This window comes from Pseudonocardia sp. OZ21, assembly GCF_059359135.1.
Window position 1 is genome coordinate 97,389 of record NZ_JCADBN010000003.1, and the last position, 24,279, is coordinate 121,667.

The following is a 24,279-nucleotide window of genomic DNA, read 5'->3' on the forward strand; positions in this document are numbered from 1 at the left end:
CCTCCGCCCCTTCCGGCCGGCCCTCAGCCGACCGAGATCACGACCTTGCCGGTGGTGTGCCCGGACTCGACCATCGCGAGTGCGGCACCGGCCTCGTCGAGGGGGCGGATCTCCTTGACGAGCGGGTCGAGCTCCCTGTCGGCGACGAGCCGCACGAGCGCGGTGAGCACGGCAGTGCTGCGGTCCCGCTCCACGCCGCTTCCCCCCAGCTGCGCCGCGAGCGGCCGGTCGGCGATCGTGACCAGCTTGGAGCGGTCGAGGAGCAGTTCGGCCACCGCACGCAACGCGTCTCCGCCGACGGTGTCGAACACCGCGTCGAGGCCCTGGGGTGCGGCGGCGCGGACGCGCTCGGCGACCCCGTCCCCGTACGCCACGGGGACGGCGCCGTAGGAGGCCACGAGGTCGTGCTTGCCCGGGCTCGCCGTGCCGACGACGACGAGCCCGCGGGCGCGGGCGAGCTGCAGGGTCGGCACCCCCACCCCGCCGCCTGCACCGTTGACCAGCAAGGTCGAGCCGGGTGGCAGGTCGAGCCCGGTCAGTGCGTCGTAGCCGGTGGCCGCGGCCACCGGGAGTGCCGCGGCGTCGGCAGGGGTCACGCCTTCGGGACGGTGCGCAGCGAACGACGCCGTGACGAGCGCGAACTCGGCCCATCCGCCGACCATGCCGGGGTTGCCGCCGAACACCTCGTCGCCGACGGCGAAACCGTCGACGTCCGGACCGGTCTCCACGACGGTGCCGGCGACCTCGCGGCCGAGCACGGCAGGCAGCGTGATGTCGCCGTAGCCGCCGTCGCGCAGCTTCCAGTCGCCCGGGTTGACCCCGGCGGCCCGCACGCGGACCAGCAGCTCGCCCGGCCCGGGTACGGGCACCGGCACGTCGAGCATCGTCTCGTTCCCGGGGCCGCCGAACGCGGTGAACCCGTACGCCTTCATGCCCGCACCTCCGTGCGCAGCGCGGCCAGCCGGGAGACCGCTTCCTCGAGCACCTCGTCGCGTTTGCAGAACGCGAAGCGCACCAGTGACCGCCCCAGATCGGGGTCGGCGCAGAACACCGACACCGGTACCGCGGCCACGCCGATCCGCTCGGGCAGGGTCCAGCAGAACTCGGCGCCGTCGGTGAAGCCGAGCGCCGTGACGTCGGTGACCACGAAGTAGGTGCCCGCCGTGTCGAACACGGTGAACCCGGCCTCCCGCAGCCCGTCGGAGAGCAGGTCGCGCTTGCGTTGCAGATCGGTGGCCAGCCCGGTGTAGAAGGAGTCGGGCAGCGCGAGCGCGGCGGCGATCGCGGGCTGGAACGGCGCACCGCTGACGTAGGTGAGGAACTGCTTCACCGCGCGGACGGCGTGGACCAGCTCGGCCGGCCCGTTGATCCACCCGACCTTCCACCCGGTGACCGAGAACGTCTTGCCGACCGACGAGATGGTCAGCGTGCGGTCGGCCAGGCCCGGCAGCGTCGCCATCGGCACGTGCTCGCGGCCGTCGTAGACCATGTGCTCGTACACCTCGTCGGTGACGACGACGGCGTCGTGCTCGGCGGCGAGCTCGCCGATCAGGGTGAGCTGCTCGCGGTCGAACACCGCGCCGGTGGGGTTGTGCGGGGTGTTCACGAGCACGAGACGGGTGCGGCTGGAGAACGCGGCGCGCAGCTCGTCGGGATCGAAGCCGAACGTCGGAGGCCGCAGCGCCACCGCCCGGAGCTCGGCCCCGGCCAGCGCGATGGTGGCCGCGTACGAGTCGTAGTAGGGCTGGAACGTCACCACCTCGTCGCCGGGCCCGCACAGCGCGAGCACGGCGGCGGCGATCGCCTCGGTGGCGCCGGTGGTGATGAGCACCGTGTCGGGGTCGACGTCGAGGCCGTAGAACCGGCGTTGGTGCTCGGCCACCGCGGAGCGCAGTTCGGGGACACCGATGCCCGGCGGGTACTGGTTGAGCCCGCCCCGGATGTTGGCCGCGGCGTCGCTGAGCAGCGACGGCGGACCGTCGGTGTCGGGGAATCCCTGGCCGAGGTTGATCGCCCCGGTCCGCAATGCGAGCGCCGACATCTCGGCGAAGATCGTGGACGTGTGGGCCCGCATCCGCTCGACCAGCATCCCCCCACGGTATAGCGCCCGGCTGTCACCAGCCCCGCATGTCGACGGCCCAGGTCTCCACGATCTCGTCACCGTCCACGAGGTGCATCCGCTCGTGCAGGACAACGGTCGGGTCGACGTGCGCCGGGAGCACCCGGACGCGGTCACCGACCCGCACGGGTGTCGCAGGGGCGAACGTCGTGTGCTCGTCGGAGCAGAACCACACCTGGGCGTCGGCGATGGTGGGCAGACCGTGGTCCATGCCGAGGGATTTGAGCCCCACGTCGACCACGGCATGCGTGGCCGCCACGGACACGACCGTGCCGAGCACCGACAGCGCCTGCCCGAACGGCACGACGGCCCCGTACGCCGTGTCCATGAGCGCGTAGGAGCCGGCCTGGATCTCGGTGGCCCAGGTGTTGTCCACGTACGTGCCGGTACCGCCGGCACTGATGATCTCCCCGCCCACGTCGGCGGCGGCAGCCACCAGCAGAGCCATGGCGTCCCCGGTCATCCGCGCCCGGTCGGCCGGATCGGCCACCAGCATGAGGTGGCCCTCGTAGCCCATGACCCCGCGCACCTCGAGCCCGGCGCGGCGGGCGGCGTCGGCCAGCTCACCCGCCCGTTCCGGCGGGCAGCCGCACCGGGGCAGGCCGACGTTCACGTCGACCAGCACCTCGCGCACCCCGCCCGCCGCTGCCGCGGCGACCGTCTCCGGCGAGTCGACGGCGACGGTGACCCGCGCCCCCTCGCGCACGAGCGCTCCGAGCCTGCGCGCGTCGAGCACCTCGTTGGCCAGCAGCAGGTCGGCACCGAGGCCCGCGGCGGCCATCACCTCGCACTCGCGCACCGTGGCGCAGGTGAACCCGGCGTGGCCGTTGGCATGCTGCCGGTGGGCCAGCGCCGTGCACTTGTGTGCCTTCACGTGCGGGCGCAGCCGGGCCCCGGGGAGCGCGGCACTCATCGTGTCGAGGTTGGCGTCCAGCGCCGCCCGCTCGACCAGCAACGCGGGTGTGGGGAGCTCGTCGATCCGCATGATCGCCACGTTAGTGGCGCGCTGCGCGACGGCGGAGGACTCTGCCGTCATGACCTCCACCGACGCACCGCTCGACGTCCGAGGCGTCACCGCGGCACTGTCCGACGCAGGCGTCGCGGGCGTGATGATCAGCTGGGCGGACAACAACGGCATCCCGCGAGCGCGCATCGTGCCCGTCGCGGCGCTGCCCCGGGTGGCCGAGGTGGGCGTGGGTGTCACCACGCTGTTCGCGGTGTTCGACAGCTCCGACGCGATCACGTTCGCCCACGAGGGCCTGTCCTCACCGTCGGGGGACGTGCGGCTCGTGCCGGTGCTCGAGAGGCTGGTGCGGCTCGTCGGGCAGCCCGCGCTGGCCTGGACCCCGGGACGGTTGGTCAACGCCGACGGCAGCCCGTGGCCCTACGACCAGCGGGGGGTGCTGGAGCGGCAGGTCGAGGCGCTCGCGGCAGCCGGGCTGACCGCTCTCGTCGGGTACGAGATGGAGTTCGGGGTCTACGCCGAGGGCGGTCCCGACGAGCTGGAGCCCGCCCATCCCGGTCCGGCGTACAGCCCGCACGCGCTCGTCGCGGTCGACGGGTTCGTGGCGGACGTGCTGCGCGACTTCGCCGCCAACGGGCTGGAGATCGGGCAGCTGCACGCCGAGTACGGGCCCGCCCAGATGGAGCTGTCCCTGGCCGCCACCGACCCCGTCACCGCAGCCGACCGGCAGCTGCTCGCCCGCCAGACACTGCGTGCAGCCGCCCGGCGCCACGGGGTGCGGCTGAGCTTCGCGCCGCTCACGGCGACGGCCGCTGCCGGCAACGGCTGGCACATCCACAGCTCCCTGTGGCGCGACGGGCACAACCTCCTCGCCGGCACGGCTGAGGGCCCCGGCGCCGACGGCGCCGCCTACGTCGCCGGTCTCCTGCGGGACCTGCCCGCCATCGCGGCGATCAGCGCTCCCAGCGTCGGGTCACTGGCCCGGCTGCGCCCCGGGTTCTTCGCGGGGGCGTACGCGGTGTGGGGCGTCGAGAACAGGGAGGCGCCGCTGCGCTACGTGCCGGGCACCCCGCTGCTCGGGACCGACCACGCCAACATCGAGCTGAAGACCTCCGACGCGTCGGCCAACCCCCACCTCGCGGTGGCCGCGCTGCTCGCGGCGGGGGCGGCCGGGGTGGCCGAAGGGCTGCGGCTCGACCCTCCCGTCCAGTCCGATCCGGGGTCGTGGAGTCCCGAGGATCGCGCCGCCCGAGGGGTCGCCGCGCTCCCGTCCACTCAGGCGGAGCAGGAGGACGCGCTCCGCACCAACCCGCGCATCACGGCCGTGCTCGGCGACGAGCTGCTGGGCGCGTTCCTCGCCGTCCGGCGCTCCGATGCCGCGGCCGCCGACGGCCGTTCCCCCGACGACGTGCTGGCCGGGCTGCGCTGGCGCTACTGACCGCCATGAGGTGAATCACACCTGATCTCCGAGTGGGAACAGTCGTTCCGCCCGGGGCATTTCAGCACTCCGTGACACCAGCTCCCGATCGTGTCCCGACGGCCGTACCGGACACCCGGGGGAAGCGGCTTCGGCTCGTCCTGGTTCTGGGCGCGTTCACCGCGCTCGGACCCCTCACCATCGACATGTACCTGCCCGCGCTGCCGACCATCGGCGCCGAGCTGCACGCGACGTCGACCATCGTCCAGCTGACGCTCACCGGCACGCTGCTCGGGCTCGGGCTCGGCCAACTCGTCGTCGGCCCGCTGTCGGACCGGTACGGCAGGCGCACCCCACTGCTGATCGGCACCGCGGTGCACGTGCTCGCCTCGGCGCTCTCGCTGATCGCACCCACCATCGAGGTGCTGGGCGGCCTGCGCCTGCTCCAAGGCCTCGGCGCGGCTGCGGGCGCCGTCATCGCGCTGGCGATGGTGCGCGACCTCTACTCCGGCCGCGCCGCGGCGACCCTGCTGTCCCGGCTGATCCTGGTGATGGGGGTGTCGCCGGTGATCGCACCGACCCTCGGCGGGTTCATCCTGCATTTCACCTCGTGGCGCGGGATCTTCGCGCTGCTGGCGATACTCGGGCTGGTGCTCATCGCCGTTGCGGCCCGCGCCCTGCCGGAGACGCTCCCGCCGGAAAACCGACAGATCGAAGGCGTGGTCGGGACGCTGCGCACCTACGGAGGGCTGTTCCGCGACCGGACGTTCGTCGGTCTCGTGCTCGTCGCCGGGCTCGCGCTGTCGGCAGTGCTGGCCTACGTCTCCGGCGCGTCGTTCGTCTTCCAGGAGCAGTACGGCGTCAGCCAGCAGCAGTTCGGACTGATCTTCGGCAGCGGCGCGATCTGGCTGATCGCCGCCACTCAGCTGAACCCCGTGCTGCTGCGCCGCTTCGAGCCCCGGCAGTTGCTGCTCACCGCGGTGGCCGCGGGCGCGGGGGCCGGGCTGCTCCTGCTCGCGGTGGCCCTGCTCGACCTCGACGGGCTCCTCGGTGTGCTGCTCGCGCTGTGGCTGGTGCTGTTCGCGGTCGGGCTCGCGCTGCCCAACGCTCCGGCCGTCGCGCTGTCGCGCCACGGCGAGACCGCAGGCACCGCCGCCGCCCTGCTGGGCGCGGTGCAGTTCGGAGTCGGCGCGCTCGTCTCGCCACTGGTGGGCGTGCTCGGAAACAACGCCGTGGGGATGAGCCTCGTCGTCGCGGGCGGCCTGGTGCTGTCGCTGGTCGTCCTCGTCACCGTCGTGCGGCCGTGGCGCCTGGAGGACATGGAGCCGTCGACAGCAGCCGAAGCCGTGGTGGTCGTGCACTGACCGAAGTTCAGGAAAGCCACTTTCCTGCCCTGTGAGGGCCTGAAAGTGGCTTTCCTGAACCTGGCTGCGCCCGGCGGGACCGTCAGAAGACGATCTCGGCCAGCCGGCTCACCTCGTCGGTGTCGTCCGTGGTCGCGATGAGGATGAACTCGTCGGCCCCGAGGTCCTCGTACGCCTTGACGACCTCCCTGATCGCCTCCGGCGAGGCGCTCACGGCGCCCGCCATCCCGTTCGACATGTCGTCGCCGAGGAAGCTGTAGTAGTCCTTGACGTTCTTGCGGCCCTCGTCCTCGGCGAGGAGGTTGAAGTAGCCGATCGCGATGATCCGCGGCTCGCCGGAGCGCCCCGCCTCCTTCCAGGCTGCGCGGGCGCCCTCGAAGGACGGCGCGACCATCGAAACCGGCGCCGAGCCACCGACGTACCCGACTCCCTCGCGCGCCATCCGGGCGTACGCCACCGGGCTCATGCCGCCGAAGATCAGCGGGATCTCACGGGTGCCCGCGGGCACGGCGGGGTTGGGGCCACCGCCGACCGGCTCGCCCTTCCAGACGCTCCGGTAGACCTCGAGGTCGCGGTCCATCCGCTTGCCCCGACCGCCCATGCCGAAACCGTCCACGGCGAAGTCGTCCGCACGCCCGCCGACGCCGATCCCGACGGTGAGCCGGTGACCGGACACGCCGTCGATGCCGGCGAGCTCCTTGGCCAGCAGCTCACCGGGCCACACCGGCGCGAGCATGACGTGGCTGAACAGGCCGATGGTCTTCGTGGCGCCGGCCGCCGCGGCGAGGGTGATCGTGTCGCTCACGCCCGGGTAGGCGTAGCGGCCCACGGTGCCGAGCGTGGAAAATCCGGCCTCCTCCGCGGCGGACGCGAACTGCGGAATCGTCTCGGGGCGGACGTTGCGGACCTGGTTCGGAAGCCCAAAACCGATCTTCATACAGATCTCCTTGGCGATCGCTGAGAGGGTCGAAGGTCGGCGTGTCCGGTGCCTTGCGGCCCTTGGCAGGCCATCGCTGAGCCTTCAACAAAAGCGTAGAGGCCACCTCCGGGGCGTCCGCCGAGGCCACACCCGGGCCCGATCAGGAGGTATCGGCCGTCCCGCGACCCTCCCGCACCGCCAGGAGCGGCAGGAACGCCTGGGTGAGAGGGCCGATCGCCAGCGCGTACAGCACGGTGCCCACTCCGACGGTGCCGCCGAGCAGCCAGCCTGCTGTGAGCACCGTCACCTCGATCGCAGAACGAACCAGACGTACCGACCAGCCGGTTCGGGCCGCCAGCCCCGTCATCAGCCCGTCCCGCGGACCGGGGCCCAGCCGCGCGCCCACGTACGCCGCGGTCGCCACCCCGTTGAGGACGACGCCGCCCACCAGCAGCCCGATCCGGGCCGGCAGCGCCGACGGCGCCGGGATCACCGCCAGTGCCACGTCGACGACGACCGCGATCACCACGACGTTCGCCACCGTGCCGAACCCGGGACGCTGGCGCAGCGGGATCCACAGCAGCAGCACCAGCACGCCCGTGACCGCGGTCATGGCACCGAAGCCGATCGGCGTCTGCTCGGTGAGCCCTTGGTGCAGCACGTCCCAGGGGTTGAGCCCGAGCGCCCCACGGATCTGCATCGCCATGCTCGTGGCGTAGAGGGTCAGCCCGATCAGCAACTGCGGGATACGCCGTGCCGGCTGCCGACGGACGGGGAGCGGACGGAGATCGACGACGGCCATGACCTCCATCCTGTGTGGTTCAGCAGCAGCGACCATGGCCAATCCACGGCGAGTGGACCGTGCTGGGTCGAGGTGACGCGACATGATGGCAACGTCCCCGAGCCGCGGAGGTCGCCGTGCGCAGGTTGTTCGCTATCCCGGCAGTGCTCGTCGCGCTGCTGATCGCCGGCGCAGGCGTGGCGCTGGCCGAGCCTCCGTTCCGTCTGGTCGACCGCGTCACGGACGAGGCGGCGGCGCTCACTCCGGAGCAGACGGCGCAGGTCGCGGGGGCGATCGAGCAGTTGCGCTCCCAGGACGGCATCGATCTCTTCGTGGTCTACGTCGACTCGTTCGACGGTGCCGCACCACAGGACTGGGCGGACGAAACCGCGCAGCTGTCCCAGTTCGGCCCGGAGGACGTCCTCCTCGCGGTGGCCACCGGCGACCGCGCCTACTACGTCTCGATCGCCGACGGGTTCCCGCTGTCGGAGTCCACGACGGACAGCGTCCGCAGGACGGACGTGGAGCCGCGCCTCGCCGCGAACGACTGGGCGGGGGCCGCGGTCGCTCTCGCGGACGGGCTGCGCACCGCGGACTCCTCGGCCGGCGGCGGGGTGCCGGTCGGCCTGCTGGTCGTCGGCGGCGCCGTCGTGGTCGGCGGCGGCGCGTACGCACTGGCCCGGCGACGGAGGAGGACCCCGGCCGCCGCGCCGGCGCCCGGAGCACCGCCCGTGCCGCGCGACGACGAGTTCGGGAACGTCCCCACCGACGACCTCGCCTACCGCGCCAGCACCGCACTCATCGAGGTGGACGACGCGGTGCGCACCTCGGAGCAGGAGCTGTCGGCCGCCCGCGCCCACTTCGGCGACGCCGCGGTGGCCGCGTTCTCGTCGGCGTTGGAGCAGTCGCGCGCAGAGATGCTGGCGGCGTTCGAGATCCGCCAGCGGCTCGACGACGACCAGCCGGAGGCCGAGGCCGCGAAGCGCACGATGTACGCGGCCATCATCAGGGGCTGCCGTACCGCGGACGAGCGGCTGGACGCCCAGGTCGAGGCCTTCGACCGGCTGCGCGACCTCGAGGCGAAGGCGCCGGAGTACGTCGCCGGGCTGGGCGGCCGCCTCGACGCCGTGACCGCGCGGCTGCCCGGCACCGAGACGGCCTGGACCGATCTGCAGGGACGCTATGCGCCGTCCGCGCTGACCCCCGTGGCCGGCAACCTCGACCAGGCCCGACAGCTGCTCGCCGCCGCGGGAGCGGAGCTCGACGAGGCGAACACCGAGCTCGCCGGGCCGCCCGGGCCCGCTGCCGCTGTGGTGTCCGGCCGCGCCGCCGAGGATGCGGTCACCCAGGCCGAGACCCTGCTCGACGGGATCGGGCGGCTGGAGGCCGAGCTCACCGGTGCGGCGGCGCGCGTTCCGGCCGCCCGGGTGGAGGTGATGCAGGATCTCGCCGAGGCCAGGGCGCTCGCCGCCACGGCCACGGCCGGAGGGCTGGCGGCGATAGTCGCCAGGGCCGAGGCCACGGTGGCCGCCGCCGACCAGACGGCGAACGCCGCTGAACCCGACCCGATCTCCGCGCTCCGGTTGCTCGACGAAGCAGGCACGGCGCTGGACCAGGGACTCGACCAGGCACGCATGGCCGAGGAACGGGCCCGCCGGGCCGCTGCCGCTCTCGACCAGACCCTGCTCACCGCCCGATCCGCCGTGGCGGCAGCAGGCGACTTCATCGCCACCCGCCGGGGCGCAGTCGGCACGGAGGCGCGCACCCGGCTCGCCGAGGCGCAGCGACACCTGCAGCAGGCGAGCGGCGGTGATCCCGTTGTCGCGCTCCGCGAGGCGCAGCAGGCCGACGCGCTCGCGCAGGAAGCCCTGCGGCTCGCCCAGGCCGACGTCTCCCGCTGGTCCGCGCCGTCACCGTCGATGACCGGAGCGGGCGGCCTCGACCTGGGCAGCCTGATCCTCGGCGGAATCCTGGCCGGAGCGAGCGGTGGCCACCGTGGTGGGGGTGGCCCCGGTAGAGGCAGCCGCGGTGGAGGCGGCAACCGGCGTCCGGCCAGCTTCGGTGGGTCCGCGACGCGGGGCCGCCGTGGCGGCGGCGGCCGCTTCTGAGGCGAGCCGCCGCCGCGCCCGGGGGAGCGGACGTGGATCAGGGGAGCCTGATCAGCTGCGGGTGATCGCGACCTCGACCAGCCTGCGGTCGGCCGTGGTCACCTCGTGCACCGGGCCGGTCAGCTCCACCGCACCCGTCAGCACCGGCTCCTCGCAGCTGGTGCCGACGAAGAGGTCGATCGCACCGGGCTCGACCACCCGCACCATGCGCCGGTCGCTGAACGCGAGCCGCTGGGTGGGGACGTCGAACGTCACCTCGACGCTCTCCCCCGGCTCGAGGTCGACTCGGGCGTAGCCGAGCAGCTGCACCACGGGGCGCGTCACCGCAGCGACGACGTCCGTGGCGTAGAGCTGGACGATCTCGGTGCCCGCCCGGTCGCCGGTGTTGGTGACCCGGCAGGTGGCCTCGATCGCCCCGTCGGTCGGCACCTGCTGCGCGGCGACGCGCAGGTCGGTGTGCTCGAACGAGGTGTAGGACAGCCCGTAGCCGAACGGGCGCACCGGTTCGGTGTCGATGTTGCTCACCGAGCTGGCGCCCCCGAGCTTCGGGTGCAGGTAGCTGTAGGGCTGGGCACCGACCGAGCGCGGCAGGGTGACAGGGAGCCGCCCCGACGGGTTGACCCGCCCGGAGAGCACCCCGGTGATCGCGGCCGCGCCCTCCTCACCCGGGAAGAACGCCTGGACGACGGCGGCACACCGGTCCAGCGCCCATCCGACGGCGTACGGCCTGCCCGTCAGGAGCACGAGGACGACCGGGGTGCCGGTGTCCAGCAGCGCCTCCACGAGCTGACGCTGCACGCCGGGCAGGTCGAGCGACTCGGCGTCGCAGCCCTCGCCCGACGTGCCCCGGCCGAACAGGCCGGCCCGGTCGCCGACCACGGCAACGCACAGCTCCGCGTCACGGGCTGCGGCCACGGCGGCGGCGAACCCGGTGGTGTCGGCGGTGTCGACGTCGCTGCCCCGGGTGTGGTCGACGGTCGCCGACGGCAGCTCGGCCCGCAGCGCGTCGAGCACCGTGGTGACGTCGAAGCCCAGCTCCGTGCCGGGGTGCAGGGCGATCACGTGGTTGACGAAGCTGTAGCACCCGAACAGCGCCGCCGTGTCGTCGGCGTTCGGGCCGACCACGGCGATCCGGGCGGCGGTTCCCGGGTCCAGCGGCAGGATGCCGTTGTTGCCGAGCAGCACCACCGACTCCTCCGCCAGCCGGGCGGCCAGTGCCCGGTGCTCCGGCGGGTCGAGGTCGATCTCGGCGTCCACGCTGGTCTCGTCGAAGACCGCGTCGAGGAGGCCGAGCCGGGCCTTCTGGGCCAGCACGCGGTGCACGGCGCGGTCGACCAGTTCCTCGGGCAGCTCGCCTGCGCGCACCTTCGCGGCCAGCGGGGCCAGGTAGGCGGTGCCCGTGGGCAGCTCGACGTCGATACCGGCCGCGAGGGCCTGCGCAGCCGCGTCACCCAGGTCGGCAGCCACACCGTGCAGGGTGTGCAGGAAGGCGACCGCGAAGTAGTCGGCCACCACCGTGCCCTCGAAACCCCACCGATCCCGCAGCACACCCGTCAGCAGCCCGGCATCGGCGGCGACCGGGATGCCGTCGATCTCGGCGTAGGAGTTCATCACCGAACCGACGCCGCCGTCGAGCACGGCCATCTCGAACGGGGGCAGCAGGACGTCGGTGACCTCGCGCGGCCCGGCGTGCACCGGCGCGAGGTTGCGCCCTGCGCGGGAGTTCGAGTACCCGACGAAGTGTTTGAGCGTGGCGACCACGCCGGTGCTCTGGACGCCGCGGACGTACGCGGTGGCGATGGTGCCCACCACGTAGGGGTCCTCGGAGATGCACTCCTCGACCCGGCCCCAGCGGGCGTCACGGACGACGTCGAGCACGGGGGCGAGGCCCTGGTGGACGCCGAGGCCCGCCATGGAGCGCCCGATCGCCGCGCCCATCTCCTGCACCAGCTCGGGGTGGAAGCTCGCGCCCCAGGACAGCGGCGCGGGGAAGGTGGTGGCCTTCCACGCCGCGAGCCCGGTGAGGCACTCCTCGTGCACCAGCGCCGGGATGCCCAGCCGGGTGTTCTCGGTGAGCCAGCGCTGCTTCGCCGCCAGGGTCCTGGCGCCCTGCACCGGGTCGATCGGCGTGGTGCCGAACACGCGCGTCAGCTGCCCGAGCCCGTGCTCGGCGAACGCCTCGAACTCGCTCTGCTCGTCCTGCATCGCGTCCTGCATCGGGGCGACGTCGCCGCCCTCCCCGGAGCCGCCTCGCCCTTCCCACAGCCCCACCAGCTGGGCGAGCTTCTCCTCCAGCGTCATGCGGGCGACGAGCTCGGCGACCCGGGGGTCGTCGCTGCGCGTCGCCGCGCTCGTGCTGGACACGTCGGTACTCATGACGTCCTTTCGGAAGTTCGGCGTTCGGGGCGGTTCACTTGCCGGCGCCCGCCGTGAGGCCCGCGAGCAGGAAGCGGCGGGCCAGCAGGTAGACCACCAGCAGAGGGAGCAGGGAGAGCGTCACCGCGGCCGTCACCAGCGGGACGTTCGTGCCGTACTGGCCCTGGAAGTCCCACAGGCCGAGCGTGAGCACCCTGACGTCGGGGTTCTGGGTCAGCACCAGCGGGAACAGGAACCCGTTCCAGGCCTGTAGCGCGGTGAAGATGCCGATCGTCGCCAGCCCGGAGCGGGACAGCGGGAGCACCAGCGAGAAGAGCGTGCGTACCGTGCCCGCCCCGTCGATGGTGATCGCCTCGTACAGCTCCTTCGGGACGTCGCGCAGGCTCGAGGTCAGCACCACGATCGACAGCGGCAGCGCGAACGCCGCCGTCGGCAGGATGATCGCGAGCAGCGAGTCGTAGAGCCGCAGCTGGGTGATCATCAGGTACAGCGGCACGATCACCGCCTGGGCCGGCACCGCCAGCCCGAGCAGGACGACCGAGAACCCGGTGGAGACGAGCCTGCTGCGGCTGCGCACGATCGCGTACGCCGCCGGGAGCGCCAGTGCGATCACGATCGCGACGCACGCCACCGTCACCAGCAGGTTGTTGAGGAAGTAGCGCGGGAACTGCGACGTCAGGACGGTGATGTAGTTGTCGGCGGTGAGGCTCGACGGGAGCGCCAACGGACCGTCGGTGAGGTACGCCCCGGACGCGCGGAAGCTCGTGACCGCCAGGAAGTACAGCGGCACCGCGACGATCACGAACCAGACGCCGGCGCCCAGGCCGCCGACCACGTTGGGCCGCCGGTAGGCGACCGACCTCCGGGACCGCTTGCGCGCCGGCTCCGCAGGCCCGCTGGAAGTGCTCGGCGGAGCGGCAGGCCGCTCGGTCGAGGGTGTCGTCGCTGTCACAGGCCCTCCCGCTGACTGGCCATCTGCCGATATCCGGTGACGCGGGTGATCACGAGCGAAAGGGCCGTGCCGATCACGAGCAGCACCACGGCGAGCGCGGCGGAGTAGCCCATCTGGAAGCTGCGGAAGCCCTCGACGTACATGTGCAGCGGCAGGATCCGCGTGGCCGTACCGGGGCCGCCGTTGGTCAGGATCAGCACGATCTCGAAGTACGTCAGTGACCCGACGACGATCAGCACACCGGAGGTGATGATCGTGGCCCGCAGCTGGGGCACCGTGATCGACCGGAACTGCCGCCACCGGCCCGCACCGTCCAACGTGGCCGCCTCGTAGAGCGACTCCGGGATCGCGCGGGTCGCGCCCTGGTAGAGCAGGGTGTGGAACGGCATGAACTGCCACGAGATCACGAACAGGACCACGTAGAACGCCAGCGACGGGCTGCCGATGAAGTTGCCGTCCGGCACCCCGACCAGCGGGCCCAGCACGCTCGCCAGCCCGAAGTTCGGGTCGAACAGCGTGCCCCACAGCACCGCGATCGCCGCGCCCGACATCAGCTGCGGCACGAAGAAGATCGCCGCGAGCACGGCCCGCGTGCGCTGCTTGCCTGCCAGGTAGACCCCCAGCGGCAGCGCGACAGCTGTCTGCAGCAGCCACGAGAGCAGGGTGAGCATCCCGGACAGCCGCAGCGAGTCGAGGAACAGCTGGTCCCCGGCCAGCGTCTGCCAGTTCTGCAGACCCACGAACACCGGCGGGTTCAGCCCGTCGTAGGACGTGAAGCTGAGGTAGATCAGGGCCAGCATCGGGATCAGGGCGAACAGCCCGAAGAACACCAGCGCGGGCGCGACCCAGCCGAAGCCGGGCCGCGCCACATCGACGTGCGAGGTCGAACGACTCACTTCGAGGCCGCGTCCATGGCCTGGCCGAACTGCTCAGGGGTCATGCTGCCCAGGAACACCTGCGAGAGGTTGGTCAGCATCGCCTGCGAGACGTCGGCCGCGAGCGCCTGGTCCCAGGATTGCGTGAAGGTCGGCGCGTTCTGCACCGCGGAGTACGAGTACTGGTTGAAGGCCGCGAACTGCCCGGTGGCGACCTGCTGGTCCAGACCCTTGATCGCCGGCACCTGGCCGACGTCGATCATGCCCTTGACGTAGGCCGGGCTGGTCATGTTGTCGACGATGAACCGGGTCGCCGCCGCGACGTCCTTCGAGCCCGCGGCCACCGAGTAGAAGTTGCTCGGGTTACCGACGAGGTTCTTCGGGTCGCCCGTGCCGCCCTCGACGGCCGGGAAGTCGGCCCAGCCGAGCTTGTCGGCCTTCAGGAAGTCGGGGAAGTTGTCGTTGAGGCTCGTGACCTCCCACGACCCCATGAGCTCCATCGCCGCACGACCGCTGGTGAGCAGCGCCTGCGAGCCCTGGTTGTCGTAGTTCACGGCCGAGAAGTTGCTGCCGAACGCGCCCCGGTCGACGAGGTCCTTGATCTGCGTCAGCGACGTGATCACGGCGGGGTCGCTCCACGCGCCGGGCTTGCCGTCGGCGATCGCCTGGAACTTGTCCGGGCCACCGTTGCGGTCGAGCAGGTACTCCAGGTACATCAGCTCGGTCCACGGCTGCGAGCCGGCCAGCGAGATCGGCTGGATCCCTGCCGCCTTGAGCTTGTCGACGGTCTCGAGGAAGCCCTGCCACGTGGTGGGGAACGCGGCGATGCCGGCCGTGGCGAAGGCGTCCTTGTTGTAGAAGAACGACACCGGCTGCACACCCTGCATCGGGACGCCGTAGATCTTGCCGTCGATCGTGCCGACCTGCATCACGCTGGGCAGGAAGGCGTCCTTGACGTCGGGCTTCGCGTCGAGCGCCGCGGTCAGGTCGGCGACCTGCCCCGCGTCGACGTAGCCCTTCAGGTTGCCGCCGCCCCAGTTGTAGAAGATGTCGGGAGCGTTCGGCGACCCGATCGCGGTCTGCAGCGCCGCCTTGTAGGGGTCGTTGACGTAGGTCCGGAGCGCGATGTCCGGCCCCTCGCCCGTGTTGAACGAGTCGACGGCGGCCTGCTGCACACCGTTGATGCCCTCGTTCTCGAGCGTCCACAACGTCAGCCCGCCCGAACCGCCCGCCCCTGCGGGGCCGGCGGTGCCACAGGCGGCGGTGGCCGTGACAGTCAGTACGGCGGCCGCTGCTACCAGCGTCGTCCGCACGGTGGACCAGGTGGGCATGTGCTCTCCCTCGGGGAGTCGGATCAGTGGGAGGTCACGGCAGGCGCCATCGTCAGGCGGCGGCCGGAACCCTGGCATCGGCGATCGTCCGCTGCATGAGGACGTGCGGAACGTGCGTCGGGGGCGCGCCAGGGAGGGGGTTCGCCTCGTCCGGACCCGGCGCCGCGACGACGGGAACGACCACGGCATCCCCGGTCGGAGCCGGGGCTCCGGCGGTCGGGAGAGCACGCCGAGATCGACTGGTCACGAGACTCCCCTTCGAGCCGGTGCCGAAACTTTCCGAGACTTGCGAACTAAGGGGGCCGACCGTAGATTTCCCGCCCGCCCCCCGTCAAGACCCCGCCGGTTCACCGATATCGCGCTGTGACCGGGCGGAAAGTTTCGGCTACCATTCGCGCCGCCTCAGGCCCGAACACGGGAGGACTCCTGGACAGGATCAGCAGTCGCGTGACGATCGCGGAGATCGCCGAACAGGCCGGAGTGTCGGTTCCGACGGTCTCCAAGGTCCTCAACGGCCGCTCCGACGTCGCCGAGGCCACCCGACTACGGGTCCAGCAGGTGATGGCCGACCGCGGCTACCAGCGGCGCAAGCCCGGGTCACTGCGGCGCGTCGGCCTCGTGGACATGGTGCTGCCTACCCTCGACTCCCCCTGGATCGTGGAGGTGCTGCGCGGCGCCGAGGCGGAGGCCAGGAAGGCGGGCGCGCAGGTCGTCCTCACCTCGGCAGAGGACGGTCCGGCCGGCGACCGCCAATGGCTCGACCGGCTGGCGTCCCGCCGCTCCGACGGCCTGGTCCTCGTGGTCAGCGAGGCGGCACCCGAGGCGGTCGAACAACTGGCCGCCCTGCACACGCCCATCGTGCTGCTCGACCCCGTCGGCGGGAGCGACCCCTCCTTCGCCACGGTCGGCGCCACCAACTGGGCGGGCGGCCTCAGCGCCGTCGAGCACCTGGTCTCCCTCGGCCACCGCCGGATCGGCGTCATCTCCGGACGCCCCCAGCTGGTGTGCAGCCAGGAACGCGTCGAGGGCTACCGCGCCGCGCTCGGCCGCGCCGGGATCCCCGTCGACGAGGACCTCGTGCACTTCGGCGACTTCCGCCCGCGCGGCGGCCGGCTCTGCGCGCAGCAGATGCTCGACCTGCCCGACCCCCCGACCGCGATCTTCGCCGGCTCCGACATGCAGGCCGTCGGCGTCTACCAGGAGGCATCGGCACGCGGCCTGCGCATCCCCGAGGACCTCTCCGTCGTCGGGTTCGACGACATCGCCTTCTGCGAGCACATGACGCCGCAGCTCACGACCGTGCGCCAGCCGCTGGCCCGGATGGCGAGCGAGGCCGTGCGGCTGGTGCTGGCGGCGGAGGACACCGCGGGCGCGACCGGCACACCCCCACCCCGCGTGGAGCTCGCCACCCACCTGGTCCTCCGGGAGAGCACCGGCCCCGCCCCCCACTAACCCCCGCGAGTCGCCCACTCCCACCCCGCGAGTCGCCCACTCCGGCCCCGCGAGTCGCCAACTCCCGCCCCGCGAGTCGCCCACCCCGGCCCCGCGAGTCGCCCGGTTGACGTGCGCGAGTCGCCGGTTCGCGCGCGCGAGTGGGCCCCTGCCCGCGCGCACCGTCCAGCACACACCCGCCGGGCCGGCGCGACATGGACACATGTCGCTGCTCGTGGCCGCTCCTGAACAGCGACGTGTGTCCATGTCGCAGCAGGGAGGGTCAGGCTGGTCGACCTCGGCCTGCCTGACGGAACGGGCGACTCGCGCGCGGTTTCCGGGCGACTCGCGCGCGGTTTCCGGGCGACTCGCGGGGTGGGGGCGGCGTGGACACGTGTGGCTGGTTTCGGGCGCCGGTTTTCGCGACATGCATCCATGTCGTGGTGCGACGTTCGCCGTCGCGCGCGGGGGGTCGGGGTGGTGGCCTGGGCGCCCGGGCCGTCGGAAGTTTCGGATAATTGCCGATTGTGCGGTTGCGTGTCGTATGCGACCGTTGCAAGCGCTTTCCGACCCCCGTCACCGCCGATCGGAGATCCGTGAGCGCCTGCCCCCCGTTCCCCGCCGACGCCTCGGCGCGCTGATGCCGTACGCCGGCGCCAGCGGTCCCGTCGGCGGCCTGCTGCCCGAGCCCGCCCCCCTCGGGCTCGGGCTGCAGCACGAGCACGGCCGCTCCGTGTCCGTCACCCACCGCGGCGCACAGCTGCTCCGCTACGTCACGCACCCGTGGGACCCACAGCTCGAGTCGCCACGGCCCTACGTCCATCCGTTGCGGACGCTGTCCGGGCAGCTGGTCAGCCTCTACCGGCCGCACGACCACGTGTGGCACAAGGGCCTGGGCTTCGCGCTGCCGAACGTCGGGGAGCACAACTTCTGGGGCGGCCCGACCTACACGCGGGGCCCCGGCTACCGGCAGTCGGACAACGACGGCTCGATGCAGCACCGCAGCTTCGACGTGCTGAGCGCCGACGCTGACGGCGCCACGATCGGACACGTCCTCGACTGGGTCACGGCCGCCGGAGAGACGGCGATCGTCGAGCACCGCCGCATCGACGTCACCGTCCCGGCGGGCGCGAACGCCTGGGTACTCACGTGGTCCACCCGGCTGACCAACGTCTCCGGCGGCGCGTTGCCCATCGGCAGCCCGGCGACCGAGGGACGTGAGGGTGCGGGTTACGCCGGTCTGTTCTGGCGCGGCCCGCGCTCCTGGACCGGCGGCACGGTGCTGGCGCCCGGCCGTTCCGGAGACGACGACCTCAACGGCGTCCACGGCCCCTGGCTGGGCTTCACCGGACGGCACGACGAGGGCGGCGACGCCTCCACGCTGGTGTTCGTCGACGCCGAGGACAACCTGCGGCACCCGACGCCGTGGTTCGTCCGCTCCGGTCTCTACGCGTGCCTGTGTCCGGCTCCGTTCGGTGAGACCGAGTACGTGCTCGACGACGGCGCGGAGCTGCACCTGCGCTACGCGGTGGTCGTGGCGGACGGCGAGCACGACCCCGACGGCGCCGCGCACCTCGCCGCGCTGGGCGCGAAGTCCCTGACGCAGCAGTCCCACTGACTCCCCCTATCGACCTGGAGGAACGCATGCTCAACGGAGAGCGGCACCGATCCCGTTTCCTCGCCGCGCTGGCCTGCGCCGCCGTCCTGCTGCTCACCGCCTGCGGCGGGAGTGGTGGCGGCGGCGGTGGTGACGGCGGTCCGGTGGAGCTCCGCTACTCGTGGTGGGGCAATGCCGACCGCGCCGCGCTCATGCAGCAGGCGATCGCGATCTTCGAGGCCGACCACCCCGACATCAAGATCATCCCGAACTTCTCCGACTTCGCCGAGTACTGGCAGAAGCTCAACACGGAGTCGGCGGGTGGCGGCACCCCGGACGTCCTGCAGATGGACTTCAGCTACCTGCGGGAGTACGGCGACCGGGGTTTGCTGCTGGACCTCGACAAGTCGGAGAACCCGGTACCCGTGAACGACCTGCTGCCCGGCCTGCAGCAGGCCGGCGTGGTCGGCGGCGAGCGGTTCGCGGTGGCTCTGTCCGGCAACACCTGGGGCCTGATCTACGACCCGGCCGCGTTCCAGGCCGCGGGCGTCGCCGTCCCCGAGCGCTGGACCTGGGAGGAGTACGGCGCGGCGATCACGAAGGTCGGCCAGACCTCCGGGATGGCGGGGGCGTGGGACTACACGTCGATCATGGGCGTCTTCGAGATCTGGCTGCGCCAGCAGGGCAAGGTCCTGTTCACCGAGGACGGCCGCATCGAGGCCACTCCGGCGGATCTGGAGCGGTTCTGGCAGCAGGGCGTCGACCTGCGCGCGGCCGGAGCGTTCCCGCCCCAGGACAAGGTGGCGCAGGCCCTGCCCGTCACCGTGATGGGCGCCGACCTGGCGGCCTCCACCGTGAACCTCGACAGCATGGTCACCCGCTATGCGGGCGAGTCCGAGCGGAAGCTCGCTCTCGGTGCACTGCCCAGCTCCAACCCCGACGACCTGGGGATCCGGCTGCGTCCGGGCATCCTGCTCTCCGCGTTCAGCGGCACCGACCACCCGCGCCAGGCGGCGCAGCTGATCGACTTCATGGTCAACGACCCGCGGGTCGGGGAGATCTTCGGCGGTAACCGCGGCCTGCCGGCCAGCAACGCGCAGCGCGAGGCCGCCACTCCGAAGCTGTCGGAGACCGACGCTGCCGTGGCCGAGTACGAGAAGACGATCGCGCAGTACCTGACGGTGGCGCCGACCATCCCGCCCGCGGGCGTGGGCACCGCCGACTCCGCCTTCCTGCGCATCAACGAGGAGTTGGCCTACAACCGCATCTCGGTGCAGGACGCGGTGGCGCAGTGGTTTTCCGAGACCGAGGCGGCACTCAGGTGACAGCGGGGACCAGCGCAGGGCCTGCCCTGTCCCGGGGCCTGCGGCCGAGCGCCGGTCCCCAGCAGGCCGGCCCGGGCGGGCGCACGAAGCGGTCGTTGCGCACGGACGGGCCGGCCGGGTACTTCTTCCTGAGCCCGTGGATCCTCGGCATGCTCCTGCTGACGCTGGGGCCGATGCTCGCGTCGCTCTACCTGTCGTTCACCGACTACAACCTGTTCTCGGCCCCGGAGTGGGTCGGGCTCGAGAACTACATCGACATGTTCGCAGACCAGCGGTGGCGCCAGTCGGTGCTGGTCACGCTGACGTACGTGGTGATCTCGGCACCGTTGAAGCTGGCCGTCGCGCTGGCCGTCGCGATGCTGCTGGCCCGGCCGCGCCGGAGCCAGGGGTTCTACCGGTCGGCGTTCTACGCGCCGTCCCTGATCGGCGCGAGCGTCAGCATCGCGATCACCTGGCGGGCCTTGTTCAGCGACGACGCCGCGGTGGACCGGGTGCTCACCGCGGTCGGTTTTCCGTCGGGTGGCTGGGTCGGCGACCCGTCGCGGGCGCTGATGATCCTGGTGCTGCTGGCGGTGTGGCAGTTCGGCGCCCCGATGGTGATCTTCCTGGCCGGGCTCAAGCAGATCCCGCGCGAGCTGTACGAGGCCGCCGAGTGCGACGGCGCCGGCCCGTGGCGGAAGTTCTGGTCGATCACCCTGCCGACGCTGTCGCCGGTGATCTTCTTCAACGTGCTGATGGAGACGATCGGCGCGTTCCAGGCCTTCACCAGCGCGTTCGTCGTCAGCAGTGGCAACGGGGTCGGCGGACCCGCCGGGTCGACCCTCTTCTACACGCTCTACCTGTACGAACGCGGCTTCCAGGACTTCCGGATGGGCTACGCGTCGGCGATGGCCTGGATGCTGTTGCTGGCCGTCGGGCTGGTCACCGCGGTCCTGTTCCGCACCTCGCGTTCGTGGGTCTTCTACAACGACGGGAGCAGCTGATGACCACGCGCGTCCGCTCGGTGGTCTGGCACGTCGCCGCGCTCGCGATCCTCGTGGTGCTGCTCTATCCGGTGGTCTGGACGATCGGGGCGTCGTTCACGCCGTCCCGGGAGATCGTGGGCAACCTCGAGCTGTTCCCGGCCACGCCGACCGGGACGAACTACGCCCGGGCCGCGGAGGGCATCGCCGGGGTGAGCATCTGGAGCTTCTTCCGCAACTCCGTGGTGCTGGCCGTGCTCTCGGTGATCGGCACGGTGGCGTCATCGGCGATGGCCGGCTACGCCTTCGCCCGGCTGCGCTTCCGCGGGCGGGGCCTGATGTTCACGATGATGATCGGCACGCTGCTGCTGCCGTTCCACGTCATGATCATTCCGCAGTACATCATCTTCCAGCGGGCCGGCCTGATCGACACGTTCGTGCCGCTGCTGATCGGCAAGTTCCTGGCCACCGAGGCGTTCTTCGTGTTCCTCATCGTGCAGTTCATGCGCACGCTCCCGCGGGAGCTGGACGAGGCCGCCACGATCGACGGGTGCGGGCACCTCCGGCTGTTCTGGAACATCATCCTGCCGCTGTCCCGGCCGGCACTGATCACCGTCTCGATCTTCACGTTCATCTGGACGTGGAACGACTTCCTCGGCCCGCTGCTCTATCTCAACAGCCCGGAGAACTATCCGCTGCCGATCGCGCTGCAGGCGTTCATCGACCAGACCACCACGTCGGACTACGGCGCGATGATCGCAATGTCGTTGCTCGCCCTGATCCCGGTGCTGCTGTTCTTCCTCGCTTTCCAGCGCTACCTCGTCGAGGGTGTGGCGACCTCGGGGATGAAGGGATGAGCAGCGACTCCACCCGGGTCGGCCGGCTGGAGCTCTTCGCCGAGTGCCTGCTGCTCGGCGTGCTCGTGGGGCTCGCGGCGCTGCCCGTCGTCACCCTCCCCGCGGCACTCGCGGCCGGGTGTTCGGGTGTCCGCAGGCTCGTCGAGCACCGGACGAGCGGGGCCCGCGTGTTCGTCGGCGACCTGCGGCGGGCGCTGCGCACCAGCGGGCCTGCGGCGGCCGGTGTCGTCGGGGGCTGCGCGCTCCTCGGGTTCGACGCCCTCGTGGTCGTGCGGGCGGAGCTTCCCGGTGCCGTCGCGGTGGCGGGGGTGGTCGCCGCCACGGCCGTCGCGGGGCTCGTCGTCCTGCTCCGCGCCGCGGCGCTCTGGCGCGAGGACGGGCCGGCGTGGTCGGCCCTGCTCCGGCTCGCGGGCGCTCGCGCCGCCGCCGACCTCTCCGGCTGCGCACTCCTCGTCGGTGCGTTGGTCGCTGTCACCGTGCTGACCTGGCAGCTCCCGCCCCTGCTGCCCCTCGCTCTCGGCTGCCTGCTGCTGGCGGCCGTGGCGGTGCAGGCCCGGGCGGAGGTACGGGCGGCCGGCTGAGCAGCAGCGCACCTGCCGGTCCGCCCGGCTACGCTCGCCCCGTATCGGGGCTCACACCCCCTCACCAGCGGTGATGGTTACGCCCGGCGTATAGTTGCTTGTTGTCAGGCAACTATCTGAGGGGGCGACATGACGGACACCTTCGACGACGAGGCAGTCGCCCGTCTCCGCATCGCACTCGCCCGCATCTCGCGCCTGCTCGACCGGCAGTCGCGCGGTGACACGCTGACCCGCACCCAGGCATCCGTGCTGGCCACGGTCGTGCGTCTCGGGTCGGTACGCCTGTCCGAACTGGCCGACGTCGAGGGCGTCAACCCCACGATGCTCTCGCGCATCGTGGCCAAGCTCGAGGACGGCGGTCTGCTCCGCCGCGACCCCGACCCCGACGACCGGCGCGCCGCTCGCGTGGAGTGCACCGACGTCGGACGCGCGGAGCACCTGCGCCTGCGCGCCGAACGCACCCAGCTGCTCAGCGCCCGTCTCGCCACGATGCACGAGGCCCACGCGGCCGAACTGCTCGCCGCGCTGCCCGCCCTCGAATCGCTCGCCGACCAGCTGACCCCCGCCATACCCCGCAAGGAGATTCAGTGACTCTCGTCGGCGAGCGAGCCCTCGCCCCTCTCGATGCGCTGCGCCGGCAGACGTTCGCGTCTCTGTCCAACCCGAACTACCGCCGTTACATCAGCGGCCAGTCGGTCTCGCTCGTCGGCACCTGGATGCAGACGATCGCCCAGTCCTGGCTGGTCCTGCAGCTCACCGGCTCAGCGACGGCGCTCGGCCTCGTCGTCGCGCTGCAGACCCTGCCGACGCTCGTCCTCGGTCCGTACGGAGGCGTGATCGCCGACCGGATGGACAAGCGCAAGCTGATGATCGGTCTCCAGTCGATGATGGGCGCACTCGCGCTGCTGCTCGGGCTGCTGACGATCACCGGCGCCGTCCAGCTGTGGCACGTGTACGCGCTCGCCTTCCTGCTCGGCCTCAACAACTGTTTCGAGAACCCGGCGCGCCAGTCGTTCGTCCTGGAGATGGTCGGCCCGACCGACCTCCGCAACGCCGTGAGCCTCAACTCGGTGCTGGTCAACTGCGCCCGTGCCGTGGGCCCGGCCGTGGCCGGCATCGTCATCGCCACCGGCGGCATCGGGGTGTGCTTCCTGCTGAACGCGGTGAGCTTCGTCGCCGTCGTAGTGTCGCTCACCCGGCTCGACACGTCGAAGCTCGCCCCGTCGGACCCCGCGCCCCGCGCTCCCGGGCAGCTGCGTGAAGGCTTCAGCTACGTCCGCCGGACGCCGAAGCTCGCGGTGCCGCTGCTGATGATGGGGCTGGTCGGATGCCTCGCGTACGAGTTCCAGGTGGTGCTGCCGATCGTCGCCAGCGAGACCTTCCGCGGTGACGCGCGCACCTACGGCTTCCTGACCGCCGCGATGGGCGCCGGTGCGGTGGTCGGTGGTCTCTACGTGGCCGCGCGGGGACGGACGGGGATGAAGTCGATGGTCGTCGGGGCCACCGCGTTCGGTCTGGCGCTGCTGGCCACCGCGTTCTCACCCACGCTGATGCTGGCGCTGGGCGGAATGGCCCTGGTCGGAGCGGCGAGCGTCGCCTTCCAGTCCACGGGCAACAGCACTCTGCAGCTGACCGCGGCACCCCACATGCGGGGACGCGTGATGGCGCTGTGGGCCGTCGCGTTCCTCGGGTCGACACCGATCGGCGGCCCCATCGCCGGTGTGGTCAGCCAGCACTTCGGGGGTCGCGCCGGTCTGGTGCTCGGCGCTGTCGCGTGTCTCGTCGCCGCCGGGCTGGGGGCGATCGTCGTCCGCCGGGAGTCAGCCGCCGCCAGGGCGACCGAAGTCGTCGGGTGACACGTCGTCGAGGAACTCCCGGAAGTCGCGCAGCTGCTCGTCCGGCGGGGCGTCCGCACCGTCCGGGAACAGGTCGCTGACCGGCTGACCGACCTCGTCGAGGATCGCCTCGGCCACACCGATCCGCAGGCCCTCCCGCACCGCGAAGGCCAGGGCGTCACTGGGCCGGACCGGAACGCGGTGGCCGCCGTCGAACACCAGCGCAGCCGAGTACCTGCCCTCGCGCAGCTCGGTGATCTCGGCGCCGTCGAGGTGGTGTCCGAGACCCGTGACGACCGGCAGGAGCACGTCCTGCGGCAGCGGCGGGCGGGACTCGTCCCTCCGGCCGGCCGCGATCACCTCCGCCGGACCGCGGTGCAGGAACACGGGAAGGCAGCGGTCGCCGTCGACCTCGCCGAGCAGCAGCACGGGCTCCCGCGTCCGCACGTGGACCACCAACCGCAGCACACGCATCTCCCGCATCC

Annotated in this window: 21 protein-coding genes; 11 read left to right on the forward strand and 10 right to left on the reverse strand. The window is 72.0% G+C overall.

The annotated features are described in order from the left end of the window. Window positions 1-23: 23 nt before the first annotated feature. Genes AC5L35_RS07310 through AC5L35_RS07320 form a run of 3 tightly spaced genes read right to left on the reverse strand, consistent with a single transcriptional unit; the run spans window position 24 to window position 3,155 of the window. The gene (locus AC5L35_RS07310; RefSeq protein WP_495058790.1) at window positions 24-932 is read right to left on the reverse strand and encodes an NADP-dependent oxidoreductase; all 909 of its coding nucleotides are present in this window, start codon (window positions 930-932) and stop codon (window positions 24-26) included. Beyond that, window positions 929-2,089 (reverse strand): pyridoxal phosphate-dependent aminotransferase, encoded by a 1,161-nt coding sequence (locus AC5L35_RS07315; protein ID WP_495058791.1) that lies wholly within the window; start codon window positions 2,087-2,089, stop codon window positions 929-931. The genes AC5L35_RS07310 and AC5L35_RS07315 overlap by 4 nt, the downstream gene beginning before the upstream one ends. A gap of 25 nt (window positions 2,090-2,114) precedes the next feature. Continuing rightward, window positions 2,115-3,155: an alanine racemase gene (locus tag AC5L35_RS07320; protein WP_495058792.1), complete on the reverse strand. Its 1,041-nt coding sequence runs from the start codon at window positions 3,153-3,155 to the stop codon at window positions 2,115-2,117. Here AC5L35_RS07320 and AC5L35_RS07325 point away from each other — a divergent pair. Further along, window positions 3,154-4,521, forward strand: coding sequence for a type I glutamate--ammonia ligase (locus tag AC5L35_RS07325; RefSeq protein ID WP_495058793.1), 1,368 nt, complete (start codon window positions 3,154-3,156; stop codon window positions 4,519-4,521). The two genes, AC5L35_RS07320 and AC5L35_RS07325, sit on opposite strands and share 2 nt — an antisense overlap. A 71-nt stretch (window positions 4,522-4,592) precedes the next feature. Next, window positions 4,593-5,864 carry a Bcr/CflA family efflux MFS transporter gene (locus tag AC5L35_RS07330; RefSeq protein WP_495058794.1) on the forward strand — a complete coding sequence of 424 codons (1,272 nt, stop codon included), beginning with the start codon at window positions 4,593-4,595 and terminating at the stop codon, window positions 5,862-5,864. Window positions 5,865-5,946: 82 nt separating this feature from the next. On the opposite strand, the gene AC5L35_RS07335 is transcribed toward AC5L35_RS07330, so the two are convergent. Next, the gene (locus AC5L35_RS07335; RefSeq protein WP_495058795.1) at window positions 5,947-6,801 is read right to left on the reverse strand and encodes an LLM class flavin-dependent oxidoreductase; all 855 of its coding nucleotides are present in this window, start codon (window positions 6,799-6,801) and stop codon (window positions 5,947-5,949) included. A gap of 142 nt (window positions 6,802-6,943) precedes the next feature. Then, window positions 6,944-7,585 carry a membrane protein YczE gene (yczE, locus tag AC5L35_RS07340; RefSeq protein WP_495058796.1) on the reverse strand — a complete coding sequence of 214 codons (642 nt, stop codon included), beginning with the start codon at window positions 7,583-7,585 and terminating at the stop codon, window positions 6,944-6,946. Window positions 7,586-7,701: 116 nt separating this feature from the next. Between yczE and AC5L35_RS07345 the strand changes: the two genes are divergently transcribed. Beyond that, the gene (locus AC5L35_RS07345; RefSeq protein WP_495058797.1) at window positions 7,702-9,672 is read left to right on the forward strand and encodes a TPM domain-containing protein; all 1,971 of its coding nucleotides are present in this window, start codon (window positions 7,702-7,704) and stop codon (window positions 9,670-9,672) included. Window positions 9,673-9,723: 51 nt separating this feature from the next. Here AC5L35_RS07345 and AC5L35_RS07350 read toward each other — a convergent pair whose 3' ends face one another. From AC5L35_RS07350 to AC5L35_RS07365, 4 genes are read right to left on the reverse strand one after another with little or no spacing between them, the layout of a single operon-like run. After that, entirely contained in the window at window positions 9,724-12,048 is a 2,325-nt protein-coding gene (locus tag AC5L35_RS07350; RefSeq protein ID WP_495058798.1) for a beta-xylosidase/alpha-l-arabinosidase, read from the reverse strand. A gap of 34 nt (window positions 12,049-12,082) precedes the next feature. Next, on the reverse strand, window positions 12,083-13,000 hold the full coding sequence (locus tag AC5L35_RS07355) for a carbohydrate ABC transporter permease (protein ID WP_495058799.1): 918 nt from the start codon (window positions 12,998-13,000) through the stop codon (window positions 12,083-12,085). After that, complete coding sequence (locus AC5L35_RS07360) at window positions 12,997-13,896, reverse strand: carbohydrate ABC transporter permease (RefSeq protein ID WP_495058800.1); 900 nt, start codon at window positions 13,894-13,896, stop codon at window positions 12,997-12,999. The genes AC5L35_RS07355 and AC5L35_RS07360 overlap by 4 nt, the downstream gene beginning before the upstream one ends. Then, window positions 13,893-15,206, reverse strand: coding sequence for an extracellular solute-binding protein (locus AC5L35_RS07365; RefSeq protein ID WP_495058801.1), 1,314 nt, complete (start codon window positions 15,204-15,206; stop codon window positions 13,893-13,895). Before AC5L35_RS07365 ends, AC5L35_RS07360 begins: the two co-directional genes overlap by 4 nt. 447 nt (window positions 15,207-15,653) lie before the next feature. On the opposite strand from AC5L35_RS07365, the gene AC5L35_RS07370 reads away from it, so the two are divergent. The 8 genes from AC5L35_RS07370 to AC5L35_RS07405 all read left to right on the forward strand — a co-directional run bounded on the left by AC5L35_RS07370 (window position 15,654) and on the right by AC5L35_RS07405 (window position 23,815). Next, window positions 15,654-16,658, forward strand: coding sequence for a LacI family DNA-binding transcriptional regulator (locus AC5L35_RS07370; protein ID WP_495058802.1), 1,005 nt, complete (start codon window positions 15,654-15,656; stop codon window positions 16,656-16,658). Between the two features lie 619 nt (window positions 16,659-17,277). Further along, window positions 17,278-18,255: a DUF6807 domain-containing protein gene (locus AC5L35_RS07375; protein ID WP_495058803.1), complete on the forward strand. Its 978-nt coding sequence runs from the start codon at window positions 17,278-17,280 to the stop codon at window positions 18,253-18,255. A 26-nt stretch (window positions 18,256-18,281) separates the two neighbouring features. Beyond that, on the forward strand, window positions 18,282-19,559 hold the full coding sequence (locus tag AC5L35_RS07380) for an ABC transporter substrate-binding protein (protein ID WP_495058804.1): 1,278 nt from the start codon (window positions 18,282-18,284) through the stop codon (window positions 19,557-19,559). 26 nt (window positions 19,560-19,585) lie between these two features. After that, a complete protein-coding gene (locus AC5L35_RS07385; protein WP_495059248.1) occupies window positions 19,586-20,542 on the forward strand; it encodes a carbohydrate ABC transporter permease in 957 nt (318 codons plus the stop codon). Continuing rightward, window positions 20,542-21,378 (forward strand): carbohydrate ABC transporter permease, encoded by an 837-nt coding sequence (locus AC5L35_RS07390; protein ID WP_495058805.1) that lies wholly within the window; start codon window positions 20,542-20,544, stop codon window positions 21,376-21,378. The genes AC5L35_RS07385 and AC5L35_RS07390 overlap by 1 nt, the downstream gene beginning before the upstream one ends. After that, on the forward strand, window positions 21,375-21,959 hold the full coding sequence (locus AC5L35_RS07395) for a hypothetical protein (protein WP_495058806.1): 585 nt from the start codon (window positions 21,375-21,377) through the stop codon (window positions 21,957-21,959). Before AC5L35_RS07390 ends, AC5L35_RS07395 begins: the two co-directional genes overlap by 4 nt. A 129-nt stretch (window positions 21,960-22,088) precedes the next feature. Then, window positions 22,089-22,550, forward strand: coding sequence for a MarR family winged helix-turn-helix transcriptional regulator (locus tag AC5L35_RS07400; RefSeq protein ID WP_495058807.1), 462 nt, complete (start codon window positions 22,089-22,091; stop codon window positions 22,548-22,550). After that, window positions 22,547-23,815: an MFS transporter gene (locus AC5L35_RS07405; protein ID WP_495058808.1), complete on the forward strand. Its 1,269-nt coding sequence runs from the start codon at window positions 22,547-22,549 to the stop codon at window positions 23,813-23,815. The genes AC5L35_RS07400 and AC5L35_RS07405 overlap by 4 nt, the downstream gene beginning before the upstream one ends. Here AC5L35_RS07405 and AC5L35_RS07410 read toward each other — a convergent pair. After that, window positions 23,780-24,277, reverse strand: a complete 498-nt coding sequence (locus tag AC5L35_RS07410) for a bifunctional nuclease family protein (protein ID WP_495058809.1) — start codon at window positions 24,275-24,277, stop codon at window positions 23,780-23,782. The two genes, AC5L35_RS07405 and AC5L35_RS07410, sit on opposite strands and share 36 nt — an antisense overlap. Window positions 24,278-24,279 lie beyond the last annotated feature (2 nt).

Coding starts and splice junctions, on each gene's coding strand:
- AC5L35_RS07350 (WP_495058798.1), bottom strand. CDS start 12,048: ATGAGTACCGACGTGTCCAGCACGAGCGCGGCGACGCGCAGCGACGAC.
- yczE (WP_495058796.1), bottom strand. CDS start 7,585: ATGGCCGTCGTCGATCTCCGTCCGCTCCCCGTCCGTCGGCAGCCGGCA.
- AC5L35_RS07400 (WP_495058807.1), top strand. CDS start 22,089: ATGACGGACACCTTCGACGACGAGGCAGTCGCCCGTCTCCGCATCGCA.
- AC5L35_RS07380 (WP_495058804.1), top strand. CDS start 18,282: ATGCTCAACGGAGAGCGGCACCGATCCCGTTTCCTCGCCGCGCTGGCC.
- AC5L35_RS07395 (WP_495058806.1), top strand. CDS start 21,375: ATGAGCAGCGACTCCACCCGGGTCGGCCGGCTGGAGCTCTTCGCCGAG.
- AC5L35_RS07325 (WP_495058793.1), top strand. CDS start 3,154: ATGACCTCCACCGACGCACCGCTCGACGTCCGAGGCGTCACCGCGGCA.
- AC5L35_RS07335 (WP_495058795.1), bottom strand. CDS start 6,801: ATGAAGATCGGTTTTGGGCTTCCGAACCAGGTCCGCAACGTCCGCCCC.
- AC5L35_RS07315 (WP_495058791.1), bottom strand. CDS start 2,089: ATGCTGGTCGAGCGGATGCGGGCCCACACGTCCACGATCTTCGCCGAG.
- AC5L35_RS07310 (WP_495058790.1), bottom strand. CDS start 932: ATGAAGGCGTACGGGTTCACCGCGTTCGGCGGCCCCGGGAACGAGACG.
- AC5L35_RS07320 (WP_495058792.1), bottom strand. CDS start 3,155: ATGACGGCAGAGTCCTCCGCCGTCGCGCAGCGCGCCACTAACGTGGCG.
- AC5L35_RS07375 (WP_495058803.1), top strand. CDS start 17,278: ATGCCGTACGCCGGCGCCAGCGGTCCCGTCGGCGGCCTGCTGCCCGAG.
- AC5L35_RS07410 (WP_495058809.1), bottom strand. CDS start 24,277: ATGCGGGAGATGCGTGTGCTGCGGTTGGTGGTCCACGTGCGGACGCGG.
- AC5L35_RS07365 (WP_495058801.1), bottom strand. CDS start 15,206: ATGCCCACCTGGTCCACCGTGCGGACGACGCTGGTAGCAGCGGCCGCC.
- AC5L35_RS07390 (WP_495058805.1), top strand. CDS start 20,542: ATGACCACGCGCGTCCGCTCGGTGGTCTGGCACGTCGCCGCGCTCGCG.